This window comes from Spirillospora albida (assembly GCF_000718255.1).
Taxonomy (GTDB): domain Bacteria; phylum Actinomycetota; class Actinomycetes; order Streptosporangiales; family Streptosporangiaceae; genus Spirillospora; species Spirillospora albida.
This window is the reverse complement of the sequence record NZ_JOFJ01000020.1, coordinates 47,079-62,643: the sequence shown is the minus strand read 5'-3', so window position 1 is coordinate 62,643 and position 15,565 is coordinate 47,079. Positions and strand designations below refer to the sequence as shown.

The 15,565-nt window shown below is 72.4% G+C and carries 18 protein-coding genes; 7 read left to right on the top strand and 11 right to left on the bottom strand.

Annotation, left to right across the window (positions count from 1 at the left end):
* Window positions 1–172 precede the first annotated feature (172 nt).
* Window positions 173–940 (top strand): DUF2637 domain-containing protein, encoded by a 768-nt coding sequence (locus tag IE99_RS0123840; protein WP_030175099.1) that lies wholly within the window; start codon window positions 173–175, stop codon window positions 938–940.
* Here the strand turns inward: IE99_RS0123840 and ispF are convergent, their stop codons facing one another.
* Together ispF and IE99_RS0123830 are read right to left on the bottom strand one after the other, a co-directional pair.
* Window positions 941–1,411, bottom strand: coding sequence for a 2-C-methyl-D-erythritol 2,4-cyclodiphosphate synthase (gene ispF / locus IE99_RS0123835; RefSeq protein ID WP_030175096.1), 471 nt, complete (start codon window positions 1,409–1,411; stop codon window positions 941–943).
* A gap of 22 nt (window positions 1,412–1,433) precedes the next feature.
* Window positions 1,434–1,916, bottom strand: a complete 483-nt coding sequence (locus tag IE99_RS0123830) for a CarD family transcriptional regulator (protein ID WP_030175092.1) — start codon at window positions 1,914–1,916, stop codon at window positions 1,434–1,436.
* A gap of 321 nt (window positions 1,917–2,237) precedes the next feature.
* Here IE99_RS0123830 and IE99_RS0123825 point away from each other — a divergent pair, with 321 nt between their 5' ends.
* Window positions 2,238–2,993 (top strand): hypothetical protein, encoded by a 756-nt coding sequence (locus IE99_RS0123825; protein ID WP_030175089.1) that lies wholly within the window; start codon window positions 2,238–2,240, stop codon window positions 2,991–2,993.
* Between the two features lie 126 nt (window positions 2,994–3,119).
* Window positions 3,120–3,992 carry a hypothetical protein gene (locus IE99_RS0123820; RefSeq protein ID WP_157610462.1) on the top strand — a complete coding sequence of 291 codons (873 nt, stop codon included), beginning with the start codon at window positions 3,120–3,122 and terminating at the stop codon, window positions 3,990–3,992.
* A gap of 60 nt (window positions 3,993–4,052) precedes the next feature.
* On the opposite strand, the gene IE99_RS0123815 is transcribed toward IE99_RS0123820, so the two are convergent.
* Both IE99_RS0123815 and IE99_RS0123810 read right to left on the bottom strand, forming a co-directional pair.
* Window positions 4,053–4,724: a winged helix-turn-helix domain-containing protein gene (locus tag IE99_RS0123815; protein WP_483852548.1), complete on the bottom strand. Its 672-nt coding sequence runs from the start codon at window positions 4,722–4,724 to the stop codon at window positions 4,053–4,055.
* Window positions 4,725–4,800: 76 nt separating this feature from the next.
* On the bottom strand, window positions 4,801–5,985 hold the full coding sequence (locus tag IE99_RS0123810; protein ID WP_030175080.1) for a sensor histidine kinase: 1,185 nt from the start codon (window positions 5,983–5,985) through the stop codon (window positions 4,801–4,803).
* A gap of 181 nt (window positions 5,986–6,166) precedes the next feature.
* On the opposite strand from IE99_RS0123810, the gene phoU reads away from it, so the two are divergent.
* Window positions 6,167–6,829, top strand: coding sequence for a phosphate signaling complex protein PhoU (gene phoU / locus IE99_RS0123805; protein WP_030175077.1), 663 nt, complete (start codon window positions 6,167–6,169; stop codon window positions 6,827–6,829).
* A 154-nt stretch (window positions 6,830–6,983) separates the two neighbouring features.
* Window positions 6,984–7,922, top strand: coding sequence for a DUF6924 domain-containing protein (locus tag IE99_RS0123800; RefSeq protein ID WP_030175074.1), 939 nt, complete (start codon window positions 6,984–6,986; stop codon window positions 7,920–7,922).
* A gap of 63 nt (window positions 7,923–7,985) precedes the next feature.
* Here the strand turns inward: IE99_RS0123800 and IE99_RS0123795 are convergent, their stop codons facing one another.
* From IE99_RS0123795 to mshA, 6 genes are all read right to left on the bottom strand, one after another.
* Window positions 7,986–8,402 carry a VOC family protein gene (locus tag IE99_RS0123795; protein ID WP_030175071.1) on the bottom strand — a complete coding sequence of 139 codons (417 nt, stop codon included), beginning with the start codon at window positions 8,400–8,402 and terminating at the stop codon, window positions 7,986–7,988.
* 10 nt (window positions 8,403–8,412) lie between these two features.
* Window positions 8,413–8,787, bottom strand: coding sequence for a helix-turn-helix transcriptional regulator (locus tag IE99_RS0123790; RefSeq protein ID WP_245623323.1), 375 nt, complete (start codon window positions 8,785–8,787; stop codon window positions 8,413–8,415).
* A 127-nt stretch (window positions 8,788–8,914) separates the two neighbouring features.
* Window positions 8,915–9,349, bottom strand: a complete 435-nt coding sequence (locus tag IE99_RS0123785; protein ID WP_030175066.1) for a hypothetical protein — start codon at window positions 9,347–9,349, stop codon at window positions 8,915–8,917.
* Window positions 9,350–9,505: 156 nt separating this feature from the next.
* Entirely contained in the window at window positions 9,506–10,279 is a 774-nt protein-coding gene (locus IE99_RS0123780; RefSeq protein ID WP_051713118.1) for a phosphoglyceromutase, read from the bottom strand.
* 25 nt (window positions 10,280–10,304) lie between these two features.
* Window positions 10,305–10,796, bottom strand: coding sequence for a type III secretion system chaperone family protein (locus IE99_RS0123775; RefSeq protein ID WP_030175060.1), 492 nt, complete (start codon window positions 10,794–10,796; stop codon window positions 10,305–10,307).
* Window positions 10,793–12,130, bottom strand: a complete 1,338-nt coding sequence (gene mshA, locus IE99_RS0123770; protein ID WP_037559980.1) for a D-inositol-3-phosphate glycosyltransferase — start codon at window positions 12,128–12,130, stop codon at window positions 10,793–10,795. Before mshA ends, IE99_RS0123775 begins: the two co-directional genes overlap by 4 nt.
* Before the next feature lie 145 nt (window positions 12,131–12,275).
* On the opposite strand from mshA, the gene IE99_RS0123765 reads away from it, so the two are divergent.
* The gene (locus IE99_RS0123765) at window positions 12,276–13,037 is read left to right on the top strand and encodes an SDR family NAD(P)-dependent oxidoreductase (protein WP_030175055.1); all 762 of its coding nucleotides are present in this window, start codon (window positions 12,276–12,278) and stop codon (window positions 13,035–13,037) included.
* On the opposite strand, the gene IE99_RS0123760 is transcribed toward IE99_RS0123765, so the two are convergent.
* Complete coding sequence (locus IE99_RS0123760; protein ID WP_030175052.1) at window positions 13,034–13,843, bottom strand: methylase; 810 nt, start codon at window positions 13,841–13,843, stop codon at window positions 13,034–13,036. The genes IE99_RS0123765 and IE99_RS0123760 overlap by 4 nt on opposite strands.
* Before the next feature lie 80 nt (window positions 13,844–13,923).
* On the opposite strand from IE99_RS0123760, the gene IE99_RS0123755 reads away from it, so the two are divergent.
* Complete coding sequence (locus IE99_RS0123755; RefSeq protein ID WP_030175049.1) at window positions 13,924–15,534, top strand: AMP-binding protein; 1,611 nt, start codon at window positions 13,924–13,926, stop codon at window positions 15,532–15,534.
* Window positions 15,535–15,565 lie beyond the last annotated feature (31 nt).

Genomic DNA, 15,565 nt, shown 5'->3' with positions numbered 1-15,565 from the left:
GGTGCGGCCGGCGTCCTGATGAGGGCGCCGGCCTCGGCGTCCCGCGCCGGGGAATCCCGGAGTCCTTCCGCCGTCCGCGAGGCCGGGTGATCATGAAATAGGGGGCGTGACCGCCGGTTCCGCTGGCTACGCTCCCAAGAAGAAGATCGTCCCTTCCCCCGGAACGAGAGCCATGGCATCCGACGAGCCCCGACCCGACCCGTCCGGCCCGCACTTCTCGCCCGGCCGGCGCCTCGCCCTCGTGGCCCTCGCCGGCCTGGTGGTCGCCGCGCTGGCGGGCGGCGCCTACACGCTGACGTACGGCGCCCTCCGCGATCTCGCCGAGGCGGGCGGCGCGGGCGAGCGCTGGTCGCACGTCCACCCGATCATGGTGGACACGCTGACGGCGCTGGCGATCCTCTCCCTGGTCGTCGCCCGCCACGCCCGCTGGTGGACCCGCCTGCTCCGCTGGACGCTGCTGCTGCTCCTCACCGGAGGTGTCGCGGCGGCGGCCGTGCAGCACTCCGTGTGGGGGTACGGCGAGATCCCCCGCGATCCGCTCCGCGCCGGGGTGGCGGTGGCCCCGCAGGTCATGCTGGTCATCGCGGTATGGCTGTGGCTGACGATGGTGAAGCACATCCGGGTGGCGGCCCGCACCGGTCCCGGCGCCGAACCGGTCACCACGCAGCGCGGCCACGTCAAGCTGATCGAGGCGCCGGACGAGTCGCGTCCCGAACTCGACTCCCAGCCGGACCGCGACCCTCAGCCGGAGCTGGATCCGCTTCCGCGGCCCCTGGCCATCACGGCCCCGCCGGCCGCCCCGCCGACGGACGTGGAGGTGGCGAGCCGCCGCCCGGACGCGAAGGCCCCGGAGGAGAGCGACGACGACGATCTCCCCATCTGGGATTGGGACCCGCCGTCCAGCACCTTCCGCAGCTCCCCGACCCCGCCCACCGAATGATCAGGAGGCGGGGACGACGAGGGCGCCCGCGATCGCGGCCAGGCCCTCTCCGCGTCCGGTGAGGCCCAGCCCGTCGGTGGTGGTGGCGGACACGCTCACCGGAGCGCCGCCGAGCGCCTCGCTCAGGACCTTCTCCGCCTCGGCGCGCCGCTTGCCGATCTTGGGTCGGTTGCCGATGACCTGGACGGACACGTTCCCGATCGTGTAGCCGGCCTCGGCGACGCGGCGGGCCACCTCGGCGAGGAGCGCCCGGCCGGACGCGCCGGACCAGCGGGGGTCGGCGGTGCCGAACACCGCGCCGAGGTCGCCCAGACCGCAGGCGGACAGGAGGGCGTCGCAGGCCGCGTGGGCGGCGACGTCGCCGTCGGAGTGGCCGGACAGGCCGTGGCCCTCACCGGGCCATTCGAGCCCGGCCACCCACAGGGGGCGCGGCTCGGACGAGAACGGGTGGACGTCGGTTCCGACGCCCACCCGGGGAAGCGCTACGTTCAACTCAGCTGGCCAGGACCTCGTCGAGCAGGGCCTCGGCCTTGTCCTCATTGGTCTTCTCGGCGAGCGCGAGCTCGCTGACCAGGATCTGACGCGCCTTGGCGAGCATGCGCTTCTCGCCCGCGGACAGACCGCGCTCCTTGTCGCGGCGCCACAGGTCGCGAACGACCTCGGCGACCTTGTTGACGTCGCCGGAGGCGAGCTTCTCAAGGTTCGCCTTGTACCGGCGCGACCAGTTGGTGGGCTCTTCGGTGTAGGGTGCGCGAAGCACCTCGAACACCTTGTCCAGACCCTCCTGGCCGACGACGTCGCGGACACCGACGTCCTCGACGTTCTCGACAGGCACGCGCACTGTCAGGTCACCCTTGTCGACCTTCAGCACCAGATAGGTCTTTTCCACATCTTTGATGGTGCGAGTCTCGATGGCCTCGATCCGAGCAGCCCCGTGGTGGGGGTAGACGACGGTGTCGCCGACCTGGAAAGTCATGTGACAAGTACCCCTTCCGCTAGAACCAGGGTAGCACGCAAACGAGCGTGACCGAACCGGGCATCAGGGCATATCCGCAGGTCAGCACCCTTATTAGGGTATTGACAAAGCCCTTTATCGGTGCATCTCCGACCAGTTCCCGACACGCTTAGTGACAGCTCCGTCACACAACTCTCACCGTCCTGCCATATCGGTTATGCGGGCCGGGTGACAAGCACCCTGCCGATCCCGCGGAACCGGCCCATACTGGAAGGTGAAGACCCCGGGCGCGGCGGGTACGAAGCGCCCGTGGCCCCCGCCGCGGACGAGGGGAGAGCTGACGTGAGGCCGGACGGCGCCCCGGACCCCGACGACTACGGGCTGCCCCGCGTCGACGTCGTGATCCCCGACGACGCCCGCGAGCTCGACGGCGACGTCCTCGCCTACCACCGCGAGGAGCGCCGCCGCCGGCGCCGGGAGCGGCTGGCGCGGCTCGGCCGCCCCCTCACCCGCTTCGGCGTCGCCATCCCGATCATCGCGGGCGCGCTGCTCGTCGCGCTGGTGAGCGGCATGCTGATGACCGTGTTCGGGCCGCGTCCCGGCCCGCGGCCGAGTCCGGCCCGGCTGGCGCCCCTCCCGTCCGCCGGTCCCGGGCGGATCGGCGGGCTGCTCCCGGACGGCCACGTCGACGCCGTCGCGGGCGAGCGCACCCGCACGCTGCTCCGCTCCCTGCGGCCGGGCGTGATCGCCGTCGTCCCGCCCGCCTACCGCTGCCGGCGGGTCGTCGCCGAACTCGCGGCCCGGACGCGGGAGCGCCGCCTGCACTTCTGGCTCGTCGCCGACCCCCGTCCGGCGGCCGGGGGTCGGGCACCCGTCGGCATCAAGGACCTCCGGGCGTGCGCGGGAACCGCCCACGACGGAACGCCCCGGCTCCTCGACGACCCCCGCGCGCTCCTCGCCACCGCCTACGCCGGGACGGCGCCCCGCCACCTCACCGCCGTCCTCGTCCGCGCGGACGGCGTCGTCACCGCCGTGCTCCAGGACCCGCGCGTCGGGCCGGAGCTCACCCGGCAGATCGCGGTCCTGCGGTCGGGCTGACGGATTCCCCGCCGTGTCGCGCACCCCGGGGCGGGGTTCGCGCCCCGGCATCGCTACGCTTCCCCTGGCGTATCTCACGCCGCTCTTCAGACCTTGAACGCCATTTTTCGCGAGGAGACCGACGCCGTGATCCGAAACAGCCGTCGAGTGGTCGCGCTCGCCGTCGCGGGCGCCGTCGCCGTCGCGCCGGTGATCTCCGGCTGCGGCGCCGGCTCGGAGCCCCAGACCGCCGCTCCGACCCAGCTGGCCGAGGGCGTCAACGCCTGGGTGCCGAAGAACAAGCCCGAGGCGCCGGAGGTCGACATCCGGCACATGTTCCTGCTCGGCCCGAAGGCCGGGGAGGCGTTCCCGTCGGGCGCCGCGCTGCCGCTGTACGCGACCCTCATCAACCAGGTGAAGGGCCGCGCCGACCGGCTCGTGTCGGTGAGCTCGCCGGCCTTCTCCGGCGCGTCCATCGCCGGCGGCGCGGTGACGCTGCCGCCGGCCGGTCCGGACGGCATGGGCGTCGCCGTCCAGCTCGTCGGGAAGACCGGGGCGACGGTGTCGCCGTCCGCGAGCCCGACCAAGAAGAAGACCGCGACCGCGAGCCCGACCGCCTCGCCCACCGGCACCGCCACGCCGACGGAGGACGCGGCGACGCCCGCCCCGACCGGCCAGGGCGCGACCCCGAGCCCGGAGGAGTCGCCGACGTCGAGCAACACGCCGGAGGCGGCGACGCCGACCGCGACCCAGGCTCCCGCCGGCAACGCCCCGACCATCGTGCTGACCGGCCTGAACAAGCGGCTGATCGGCGGCGAGCGGATCACGGTGACGCTGCGGTTCGAGAAGGCCGGCTCCATCGAGCTGTCGCTGCCGGTCGTCCCGCACCAGGACGAGTTCGCCACGCTCACCGCGGTGGCCCCCGGCGTCCCGCTGCCGACCGTGTCGCCCGCGACCGGCGGCACCGAGGGCGGGCACGGCGCGCCCACCTCCGAGGCCCCCGCCGAGGGCGGTCACTGAGCCCGGACACGAGACGGCCCGCACGGATCTCCGTGCGGGCCGTTCGCGTCCGGCAGGGGATCAGGGCTCGAACTTGTAGCCCAGGCCCCGGACGGTCACGATGTACCGCGGCGTGGACGGCGCCTCCTCGATCTTGGCGCGGAGCCGCTTGATGTGGACGTCCAGCGTCTTGGTGTCGCCCACGTAGTCCGCCCCCCACACCCGGTCGATCAGCTGCATGCGGGTGAGGACGCGGCCCGCGTTGCGGAGCAGCACCTCCAGCAGCTCGAACTCCTTCAGGGGAAGCTGGACGGGCGCCCCGTTCACGCTGACGACGTGGCGTTCCACGTCCATGCGCACCGGGCCCGCCTCCAGGGTCGCCGGGGCGAGTTCCTCCACATCGCCCTGGCGGCGCAGGACTGCCCGCATCCGCGCGATGAGCTCGCGGGTGGAGAACGGCTTGGTGACGTAGTCGTCGGCGCCGAGTTCCAGCCCGACGACCTTGTCGACCTCGCTGTCCTTGGCGGTCAGCATGATGACGGGCACGCTGGAGCGTGCCCGCAGTTCCCGGCACACCTCCGTGCCGGGCAGACCGGGCAGCATCAGGTCGAGCAGCACGAGGTCGGCACCGTTGCGCTCGAAGATGTCCAGCGCGTCGGGGCCCGTGGCGGCGACCGCCACCTCGAAGCCCTCCTTGCGCAGGGTGTAGGACAGTGCGTCGCTGAACGACTCCTCGTCTTCAACGACGAGCACACGGGTCACGGTGTTGCCTCCCGGGCGGATTCCATCGCGGCCCCGGGGACGGGACCGCGCAGGCACCTCATGGTGCTCATATCTCAGCGGTGGTGTGAAGCGGGGCCGCGGGCGTCTCCGCGGCCGGTTCGAGCAGCGGCAGCCGGATCGTGAACGTCGACCCGGACCCCTCCTTGCTCCACACCGTCACCTCACCGCCGTGCTTGGTGGTGACGTGCTTGACGATCGCGAGCCCGAGCCCGGTGCCGCCCGTCTGGCGGGACCGCGCCGGGTCGACCCGGTAGAACCGCTCGAAGATCCGCTCGACTTCGGCGTCCGGGATCCCGATGCCCTGGTCGGCGACGTTGATCTCGATGTTCAGGTCGTCCACGCGCCGGGTCGACACCACCACTCGGGTGCGTTCGGGACTGTACGCGACGGCGTTGTCGACCAGGTTGCGCAGCGCGGTGATCAGCAGCTCCTCATCGCCCCGCACCTTCAGGCCGGGCTGGCCGCCGACGGCGAGCTCGATCTCCTTCGAGGACGCCTTGATCTGGCAGCGGTCGAGCGCCTCCGCGGTCACCTCGTCCAGCCCCACCGGGCGCATGTCGGGCAGCGGCTCGTCGCCCTGCACGCGCGACAGCGTCATGAGGTCCTGCACGAGGTTGGTGAGCCGGACCGACTCGTACTGCATCCGGCCGGCGAACCGCCGCACCGCCTCGGGGTCGTCGGCGGCGCTCTCCACCGTCTCCGCCAGCAGCGACAGCGCCCCGACGGGCGTCTTCAGCTCGTGGCTGACGTTCGCGACGAAGTCCCGGCGGATGGCCTCCGTCCGGCGCATGTCGGTGAGGTCCTCGGCCAGCACCAGGACCAGGCCGTGGGACCCGAGCGGCGCGACCCTGACCGCGAACCAGCGGCCGTCGGCCCGGCTCCGGCCCCGCGCGCGGCCCACCTGGATCTCGGTCTCCCGGATCTCCCCGTCCCGCCGGACGAGCCGCGCCATCGCGAGCAGCTCGTCCAGGACGAGCCGGTCGTCGCTGACCATGCCGAACGCGCGGGCGGCGGAACTGGCGCGCAGCACCCGGTCCTCGGCGTCCACCACCACGGCGGACGACCGCAGCACACTGAGCACGGACGCGACGCCCGGCGGAACGCCGGCCCCCGCGCTCCCCGGCACCTGCGTCCGCTGGGCCCGCTCGCTCACGCGCACCGCCAATCCCGTAGCGAGCCCTATCGCGAGCCCGGCAAGCCCGGCAAGGCTCGCGATGAATTCGACCTCCACACCACGGATGGTAGGTGGCCCCAGAGGGTTCCCCGCCCTCCGCGCACGCCCGACGCGGGGTCGTTCGCCCAATGTTCACCTTCTTATCCGGGCAGGTTCACGCAGGTCAGGCAGGCTGTGGCGTGGGCGAGTCCGCTCTCGCCCCCCGTTCGCCCGCCCAGCCCTCGCAAAGGAACCCCAATTGCGCGACGCCTACCACGAGGAGCTCGACTCCCTCTCCGACAAGCTGGTCGAGATGACGCGGCTCGTCCGGTCCGCGATGGCCCGCGCGGTGACCGCCCTGCTGGACGCTGACCTCCGCCTGTCCGAGGAGGTCATCAGCGGTGACGAGCTCGTCAACAAGATCGACGCGGAGATCGAGGAGACCGTCTTCGACCTGATGGCCCGCCAGCAGCCCGTCGCCGGCGACCTCCGCACGCTGATCACGACCCTGCGGATGAGCGGCGACCTGGAGCGGATGGGCGACCTCGCCGTCCACATCGCCAAGACGGCCCGGCGACGCCACCCGGAGTCGGCGGTGCCGCCCGTCCTGCAGGCGACCGTCCTGGAGATGGGCCAGATCGCCGAACGCATGATCGCCAAGGCGGGCAGCGTGATCGCGTCCCGCGACGTCGAGATGGGCCTCGAACTGGACGCCGACGACGACCAGATGGACCGCCTCCACCGCCGCCTGTTCGACATGCTGCTCTCCCCCAAGTGGAAGTACGGCGTCGAACCGGCCGTCGACATCACCCTCGCCGGCCGCTATTTCGAGCGCTTCGCCGACCACGCCGTCCACGTGGCGGAGAACGTCGTCTACCTGGTCACCGGCCAGCGCCCCGCCGAGATCACCGACCTGAACTGACCCGCTCGCCGGAGGAACCCGCCGCCCGGACAGGGCGGCGGGTTCCTCTCTTGGCGCTCAAGCCACGGGCAACGAGGTGGCCGCCCTCCAGGCCGATCCCGCCACGATGTCCTACCCCGTCGTCATCATGGCCGGGAGCATTCGGAGGAGAGCCATGTCCATTCCCGCGCTTCCCACGCCGACGCCCGGCGAGGTGCTGCTGGTCTGCACTCGCCATGAGGCCGACACGGCATTGTGGGGCGGCCTGCTCAAGGAGCTCGGGGCGTGCCGGGACGGTGATGTGCTCGTCCTCGATGGCGGCGGGACGCGGCTTCGCCTTGTCGAAGGCGCCGGGTGGAACTACCTGCACGGAGGCGACGTTCCGGCGCTCTTCCCTTCCGGTGACCAGGTGGTCGTCGTCCTGGCCGACTCTCCGGTGGTGTACGGCGGGGCGGCTCCGCTGCTGGTGGATCTGGCGGAGATCCCCGGGCGCGGCGTCCGGGTCCAGCCGGCCCGGCTCGGGGAGATCATCACCGCGTTGACGAGCGGCGCGCTCGCGTTCGAGCATCTGGTCCAGGACATGGACGTGAGCGGGGTGTACCAGGGCGACGACGGCCGACCGGCCTTCCCCGCTGCCACGCCGCTCACGCACCGGACCTTCCCCGCACTGCCCTCCACGCCCGCCGCCCTGCTCGTCCGCACCTCCTTCGATGATGAGGAGGGCTGGCACGCCCTGCTGGCCGAGTTGGGCGGAACCAACGAGGACGGCTGGCTCGGCGCAGACCTGGACCCCAGCCAGATCGACGTGGAGCACTACCCGCTGACGGCGTTGGTCGTCGACGACCGGGCCTTCGAGGGACTCCTGCCGGGCCAGGTCCCGGCCTTGGTCCCCCGCGAGGAGCACACCACGCTGGTCGCGCTCGCCGACGCGAGCAGCTTCACCGAGCCCGGACGGCCCCTGACCGTCGTCGACCTGTACGACACCCCTGGACGGCCCGCCGTCCTCCCGTGCCGTGAGGTCGGATCGATGGCGTGCAATCTGGAGATCGCGAACATGGATTTCCGCGATTACGTCGCCCGCAAGGACGTCGAGCCGTGGTGGGAGACGTCCTGATTCGGGCGGCGACCGGAGGGCTCCTGCGGCTGCGGGAGCCCTCCGATCGCGTCGCGCGCCTCGTTACTTCTTGCGGGGCTGGTTGAAGCGGAGCATGTTGCCGGCCGGGTCGCGGAAGGCGCAGTCGCGGACGCCGTACGGCTGGTCCATCGGCTCCTGGAGGACCTCGGCGCCCGCGCCGCTGATGCGATCGAAGGTGGCGTCGACGTCGTCGGTCTTGAAGATGACGCCGCGCAGCATGCCCTTGGCGAGTAGTTCCGCCGCGGCCTGCTTGTCGGCGGACGAGGCGTTCGGGTCGGCGAGGGGCGGCTCGAGGACGATCTCCACATCGGGCTGCGTCGGGGAGCCGAGGGTCACCCAGCGCATCCCCTCGAAGCCGACGTCGTTGCGCACCTCGAGGCCCAGGACGTCCCGGTAGAAGGGGAGCGCCTTGTCGTGGTCGTCGACGGCGATGAAGCACTGCGAAAGCTTGATGTCCATGGCCACAACGCTAGGCGCGGGGGCCGGGTTTGGCTTCTCCATTCCTGACGGGTCGCGTGTTGATCTTCGCGACGCAGGCCGGGATGGGGGCGCCCTCCTCGTGGTCGCGGGCCCGGTACGCGCTCGGGCTCTCGCCGACCAGCTCGGTGAACCGCGAGCTGAACGACCCGAGGGACGTACAGCCGACCGCGAAGCAGACCTCCGTCACCGACAGATCGCCCCGCCGCAGCAGCGCCTTGGCCCGCTCGATCCGCCGCGTCATCAGGTAGCTGTAGGGCGTCTCGCCGTAGGCGGCGCGGAAGCTCCGCGAGAAGTGGCCCGGCGACATGAGGGCGACCCGCGCCAGCGCCGGGACGTCGAGGGGCTCCGCGTAGTCGCGGTCCATCGCGTCGCGGGCCCGGCGCAGCCGCACGAGGTCCTCCAGCTTCACACGTCCACCATGCCACAGGACGCGTCATGCGCTGACCTGGCCGGTAGCGGCGCGCGTCCATGGGGGACGCGCGCCTCGGCGGTCAGACCGGGTAGCGGTTCACACCGGACAGGAAGGCGGCGTTGGCCGTCGGGTCGGTGCTCCAGCCGCTCGTGTGGGTGCTCGGGTCGTAGCCGGGGACGTGGAAGAAGGCGAAGTCGGGGGGCCGGGACTGGAAGTTCAGGTACCCAGGGATGTAGGCGTAGCCGTCGACGTACCTGTGCGTGCGGTTCTTGAGCGTCTTGACGTGGACGTGGGCGACGACGTGGACGGTCCAGCCGCCGTGCTGGACCTGCCAGACCAGGCCGTACGTCCGGTCCCACTTCTTGTTCGACGGGTGCGCGTCGTGCAGCCAGACGAACAGCGGGGCCGGCTGGTCCTGCTCCAGCTTCGCCATGATGTCGGCGCCGGTGAAGTCGGGTACCGCTCCACCGCGACGGCACTTGTTCGGATCCCATCTCGGGTCCGGATCCGCCATGTCAGCCTCCTTGCTGAGAACCGGCGAGGTCGTCCTCACGGTAAGCAGCGGTGGGCACGCTTTGTAGTCGGAAGGCCACATGCGGTCCGGTTCGGCGGAGTTCCCGGGAACACGAGAGCCCGCCGGGCGGTGGGCTCGGCGGGCTCTTCGGGGCGGCTACTTCTTCTTGGGCTTCTTGGTGGAGGGGGCGGCGCCCTGGTTCTTGACGGCCTCGATGGCGGCCTTGGCGGCGGCCGGGTCGAGGTACTCGCCGCCGCGCTTGAGGGGGGCGAAATCGTCGTCGAGTTCGTAGACGAGGGGGATGCCGGTCGGGATGTTGAGGCCGACGATGTCGTCGTCGGAGACGTCGTCGAGGTGCTTGACGAGGGCGCGCAGCGAGTTGCCGTGCGCGGCGACCATGACGGTCTTGCCGGTGGCCAGGTCGGGGACGATCGAGTCGTACCAGTACGGGAGGAGGCGGTCGACGACGTCGGCGAGGCACTCGGTGCGCGGGATCAGCTCGGACGGCAGCGACGCGTACCGGAGGTCGTTGACCTGGGAGAGGGGGTCGTCGTCCTTGATGGGGGGCGGCGGGGTGTCGTAGGAGCGGCGCCAGACCATGAACTGGTCCTCGCCGAACTCCTCGCGGGTCTGGGCCTTGTTCTTGCCCTGGAGGGCGCCGTAGTGGCGCTCGTTGAGCCGCCAGGAGCGCTCGACCGGGATCCACAGGAGGTCCGCGACGTCCAGTGCGATGTTCGCGGTGCGGATGGCGCGCTTCAGCAGGGACGTGTGCACCACGTCGGGCGTGATGTCGGCGTCGAGCAGCAGGTCGCCGCCCTTGGTCGCCTCGCTCTCGCCCTTCGCGGAAAGGTCGACGTCAACCCAGCCGGTGAACAGCCCTTCGGCGTTCCACACGCTCTCGCCATGCCGCAGCAGTACCAAGGTCGCCATGGTCAGAGCTTATCGGCACCGGCCGTCAGGACCGATTCGCCGGGTCCGCGAAGGACGCGAACGCCTTCAGGTTGGCGAGGCTCTCGCCGCGCTTGACGCGCCAGTCCCACTCCTTCTGGATGGACGTCTTGAAGCCGCGTTCGAGGGCCTTGTCGAAGTTCTCGTCGGAGTAGGTGAGGACGCAGCCGAGGATCCGGTCGATCTCGTCCGGGGTGATCGAGGCGAGGGGCAGCTTGCCCACGATGTGGACGTCGCCGACGTCGTCGAGGGCGAACGCCATGCCGTACATGCGGCCGTTCTTCTCCAGGAGGAAGCGGTAGAAGTCGGCGTGGTTCTCGTCGGGGCGGCGGCAGAAGAACGCCTCGACGTGCAGGCTGTGGTCGCCGATGATCAGCCAGGTCATGGTGGCGAGCTTGTGGGTGCCGGGCAGTTTGACGAAGAACGCGTCCTCGCGGGGCTCGTCGTACTCGAGCTCGGACGCGTCCAGGGCCTGCCGGATGGTCTCGGCGGGGGTCACGCGGTCACCTCCGCGGCGAACGTGGGCGTGAGGGCGGGTGGGGCGAGACGCACGGCCGGGAGTGACATGGCACCGGTATACACCTCGAGGAGTCGGTCGACGGTGGCGTCCCAGCCGAAGCCCTCGGCATGGCGGATGGCGCCGCGGGCGAGGCGGGCGCGCAGGCCGGGTTCGTCGTGGAGGCGGCGCAGGACGCCGGCGTAGTCGGCGGGGTCGTGGCCGCCGATCAGCACGCCGGACTCGCCGTCGGCGACGGCGGTGCAGAGGCCGCCGACGCGGGACGCGACGACGGGCGTGCCGCACGCCTGGGACTCTACGGCGACGAGGCCGAACGACTCGCTGTGGGACGGGACGACCGTCACGTCCGCGGCCCGGTACCAGTCGGCCAGGACGTGCTGGGGGCTCGGGGGCTCGAAGCGGACGACGTCCGCGATGCCGAGTTCGGCGGCGAGCGACTGGAGGCCGTCCGGGCGGCATCGGCCGCTGCCGCTCGGGCCGCCGACGACGGCGACGACGAGTTTCGAGCGCAGCGACGGGTCGTCCGACAGCATGCGGTGGACGGCGCGCAGCAGCACGTCGGGCGCCTTCAGCGGCTGGATCCGGCCGACGAACAGCAGGACGTAGGCGTCGCGGGGCAGGCCGAGGCGGCGGCGGGCCGGGCCGGTGCGGTGCGGGAGGAGACCGCGGGCGAGCAGCGGCGGTTCGGGGCGGAACATGCCGAGGTCGACACCGGGGCTGACGGTCGCGACGCGGGACGGTTCGGCGCCGTACAGGTCGACGAGCTCGCGGGCCTCCTTGTCGGTGTTCGCGACGAGCTGGTCGGAGGAGGCGACGACCTGCTCCTCTCCGAGGACCCGTTCGGGCGGGTCGGGCTTGTCCCCGTCGGCCAGCGCGAGGTTCTTGACCTTCGCCATCGTGTGCATCGAATGGACGAGCGGGACGCCCCAGCGGCGCTTCGCGGCCCACCCGGCCTGGCCGGAGAGCCAGTAGTGGGTGTGCAGGAGGTCGTAGTGGCCGGGGTCGTGGGACGCCTCCGCGCGCAGCACGCCGGACGTGAACCCGCACAGCTGGCGGGGCAGTTCGCCCTTGTCCAGCTCCTCGAACGGCCCGGCGACGACATGCCGGACGAGCACGCCGGGGGCCAGCTCCGCGACGGACGGCAGGGCCCGGGAGGTCGCGCGGGTGAAGATGTCGACCTCGATCCCCCGCGCGGCGAGGCGCTTGGCGACCTCGACGATGTAGACGTTCATGCCGCCCGCGTCGCCGGTACCCGGCTGGTCGAGGGGGGAAGTATGAACACTGACCGTCGCAACCCGGTTGATACGACGCGGCACCGGACACCACCTCCGGTAGTGCAACCTATCGACCGGTTTAGGTGTTCCCGTACGGCGGTCCGCAACCGTACGTACAGGTCACAGTGACCCACCTCACCGGCGACCCGGCTGTGCGCGCCGCGCCGCGGCCTGGAAGGCTTGCCCCATGCGTAAGACCGCGGTAATCACCGGAGCGAGCAGCGGGATCGGGGCCGCCACGGCGCGGCGCCTGGCGGCGGAGGGGTTCAACGTCGTCCTCGCGGCGCGCCGCAAGGACCGGCTGGAGGCCCTGGCCGAGGAGATCCGCGCGGACGTCCCCGGCACCGGGACCGTCGCGGCCGTCGAGCTGGACGTGACGTCGCAGGCGTCGGTGGACGCGCTGGCGGAGGCGCTCGGCGGATGCCACGTCCTCGTCAACAACGCGGGCGGCGCGCTCGGGCTCGACAGCGTCGCGACGGCCGGGCTCGACGACTGGCGGGCGATGTACGAGACGAACGTGATCGGGCTCGTGCGGGTGACGAAGGCGCTGCTGCCGAAGCTCATCGAGAGCGGTGCCGGGCATGTCGTGAACATCACGTCGCTGGCGGCGCACGTCCCGTACGAGGGCGGCGGCGGGTACAACGCCGCGAAGCACGCCGCGTACGCGGTGAACGAGGTGATGCGGCTGGAGCTGGTGGACCGCCCGGTCCGCATCACGGAGATCGCGCCGGGGATGGTGAAGACGGAGGAGTTCTCGCTCGTCCGGTTCCGGGGCGACGCGGAGATGGCCGAGAAGCCGTACCAGGGCGTCGCGGAGCCGCTCGTGGCGGACGACATCGCCGACTGCGTCGCCTGGGCGGTGACGCGGCCCCCGCACGTGAACATCGACCGCATCGACGTGCAGCCGCGCGTCCAGGCGGCCCCCCACAGGATCCACCGCGAGGGTTAGGGCGCGACGGCGCTCCAGGGCAGGGTGACCTCGCCGGCGCGCCAGCGGCGGCGGCCGTGGGGCGGGCGCGCGCGGACGGGGAACTCGCGGGCGAGGAGTTCCACGGCCTCGGTCCAGCGGGCGCGCGGGCCGAAGGCCGAGTGCGGCGCGGCGGTGGCCCAGCAGCGGTCGAAGGCCGTGAGGAGCGCGTGGACGGGCTCGCCCGGCACATTCCGGTGGATCAGCGTCTTCGGCAGCCGTTCCGCGAGCGCGGACGGGCGGTCGAGGGTCGGCAGGTGCGCCGCGAACGTGATGGTCTGCGGGCCGTCGGGGGTGAGGGCGACCCAGACGGCGCGGCGGCCGATCTCGTCGCAGGTGCCCTCCACCAGGACGCCGGACGGGGCGAGGCGGGCGGCCAGATCGTCCCAGGCCCGCCAGGCGGCCGCCTCGCCGTACTGGCGCAGGACGTTGAACGCCCTGATCAGGACGGGTGGACGGTCGACCGGCAGCTCGAATCCGCCCAGCCGGAACGCCAGCCCGTCGTGCGGTCCGGTGGCGGCGAGGAAGGCGTTCCCGGCGGCGACCCGCGCGGGGTCGATCTCGATCCCGACGACCTCCAGGCGCGGCGCGACCGCGCGGAGGCGGGCGTGGAACTCCGCGGTCGTGACGGGGGACGCGCCGTAGCCGAGGTCGACGGCGAGCGGCCGGTCGTCCGAGCGGAGGGCCGCGATCTGGGTGGCGGCGACCCAGCGGTCGACGCGGCGCAGGCGGTTGGGCGCGGTCGTGCCCCGGGTGATCTCCCCCTGGGGTCTGCGCGTGCGGGCCACCCCGGAATCATGCCCGCCGCACATCACCGAACGTGATTCGGTTACGGTGATCTCCGGCGGACCACCCCGAAGGAGGGCCGATGCTCGATCTGGCGACCCTGCACGAGGCCATCGCGGCCGAGATCCCCGACCGAGAGTGCATCGTGTGGCGCGATGGGACGGCCACCTGGCGGGAGGTCACCGAGCGGACCCGCCGGCTGGCGCACGTCCTGCACGGGCACGGCCTCGGCCTGCGGGACGCCGGCCCGACCGAGGAGTGGGAGTCGCCCCACGACCACCTCGCCCTGTACCTGCACAACGGCCCGGAGTACCTGGAGGGGCTGCTCGCGGCGCACAAGGCGCGGCTCGCCCCGTTCAACGTCAACTACCGGTACGTGGACGCCGAGCTCGCCCAGCTGTTCGCGGACGCCCGCCCCGCCGCGATCATGTACCACGCGCGGTTCGCGGACGCGATCGCCCGCGTCGCCGCGAACCTCGACCCCGCGCCCCTCCTCCTCCAGGTCGCGGACGAGTCGGGCACGCCGCTCCTGCCGGGCGCCCTCGACTACGAGGACGCCCTCGCGAAGGCCCCGGCCGACCCGGTGGCCGGTGTCCGGCCCGACGGCCGCGACCTGCACATCCTCTACACCGGCGGCACCACCGGGCTGCCGAAGGGCGCGCTGTGGCGGATCGGCGACCTGATGCTGGGGCCGCTCGGCCTGCGGCGCCGCGACGGCTCCCCGATCACCGACCTGGACGAGGCGGTGGCGCGGGCCGTCCGGGGCACCGCGCGCGTCCTCGTCGGCCCGCCGCTGATGCACGGCGCCGGGACCTGGTCGTCGCTCGGCGCGTGGATCGGCGGCGGCTGCGTGGTGTTCCCCCACCGGGTGGACGGCCTGGACGCCGCCGACCTGATGGCGACCGCCGAGCGGACCCGCGCCACCCGGATGCCGCTGGTCGGGGACGCGTTCGCGCGGCCCATCGTGGCGGCGCTGGAGGCGCGCGAGCACGACCTGTCGTCGCTCCGCTCGATGGTCAACTCGGCGGCGGCGATCAGCCCGCAGGTGAAGGCGCGGCTGCTGGAGCTGCTGCCCGGCGTCCGGCTGGTGGACGTGCTGGGGTCGTCCGAGACGGGCTTCGCCGTGACGCGCGCGGGCGCCGGCGCCGACCCGTTCCTGCCCGCGGCGGGGACGGCGGTGCTGAGCGAGGACCTCACGCGCCGGCTGGAGCCCGGCGAGGACGAGATGGGCTGGCTGGCGAAGGGCGGGTCCGTCCCGCTGGGGTACCTGAACGACCCCGCGAAGACCGCGAAGACGTTCCGGACCGTGGACGGGGAGCGCCTCGTCGTCGCGGGCGACCGGGCGCGGCTGCGGGCCGACGGCATGGTCGAGGTCCACGGACGCGAGGCCACGGTGATCAACACGGGTGGCGAGAAGGTGTTCGCGGAGGAGGTCGAGGGCGTCCTGCGGAACCTGCCCGGGATCGAGGACGCGCTGGTCGTCGGGCGTCCGAGCGAGCGGTGGGGCACCGAGATCGTCGCGGTGGTCCGGCCGGGCTCCGCCCCGGACGACGCGGCGCTGCGCGCGGGCTGCGCCGCCGAACTGGCCCGCTACAAGATCCCGAAGGCGTTCGTGCGGACGGACGACGGCCTCCGGCTGCCGAACGGCAAGGCGGACTACGCGGCGGCCCGCGCCCTCCTCGAGGAGAGCTGAGCGAAATGGCGTTCGGCCCTGTACGCGCCCC

Coding starts and splice junctions, on each gene's coding strand:
- IE99_RS0123840 (WP_030175099.1), top strand. CDS start 173: ATGGCATCCGACGAGCCCCGACCCGACCCGTCCGGCCCGCACTTCTCG.
- IE99_RS0123830 (WP_030175092.1), bottom strand. CDS start 1,916: ATGACTTTCCAGGTCGGCGACACCGTCGTCTACCCCCACCACGGGGCT.
- IE99_RS0123800 (WP_030175074.1), top strand. CDS start 6,984: ATGTCCATTCCCGCGCTTCCCACGCCGACGCCCGGCGAGGTGCTGCTG.
- IE99_RS0123795 (WP_030175071.1), bottom strand. CDS start 8,402: ATGGACATCAAGCTTTCGCAGTGCTTCATCGCCGTCGACGACCACGAC.
- IE99_RS0123790 (WP_245623323.1), bottom strand. CDS start 8,787: ATGGACCGCGACTACGCGGAGCCCCTCGACGTCCCGGCGCTGGCGCGG.
- IE99_RS0123785 (WP_030175066.1), bottom strand. CDS start 9,349: ATGGCGGATCCGGACCCGAGATGGGATCCGAACAAGTGCCGTCGCGGT.
- IE99_RS0123780 (WP_051713118.1), bottom strand. CDS start 10,279: ATGGCGACCTTGGTACTGCTGCGGCATGGCGAGAGCGTGTGGAACGCC.
- IE99_RS0123765 (WP_030175055.1), top strand. CDS start 12,276: ATGCGTAAGACCGCGGTAATCACCGGAGCGAGCAGCGGGATCGGGGCC.
- IE99_RS0123755 (WP_030175049.1), top strand. CDS start 13,924: ATGCTCGATCTGGCGACCCTGCACGAGGCCATCGCGGCCGAGATCCCC.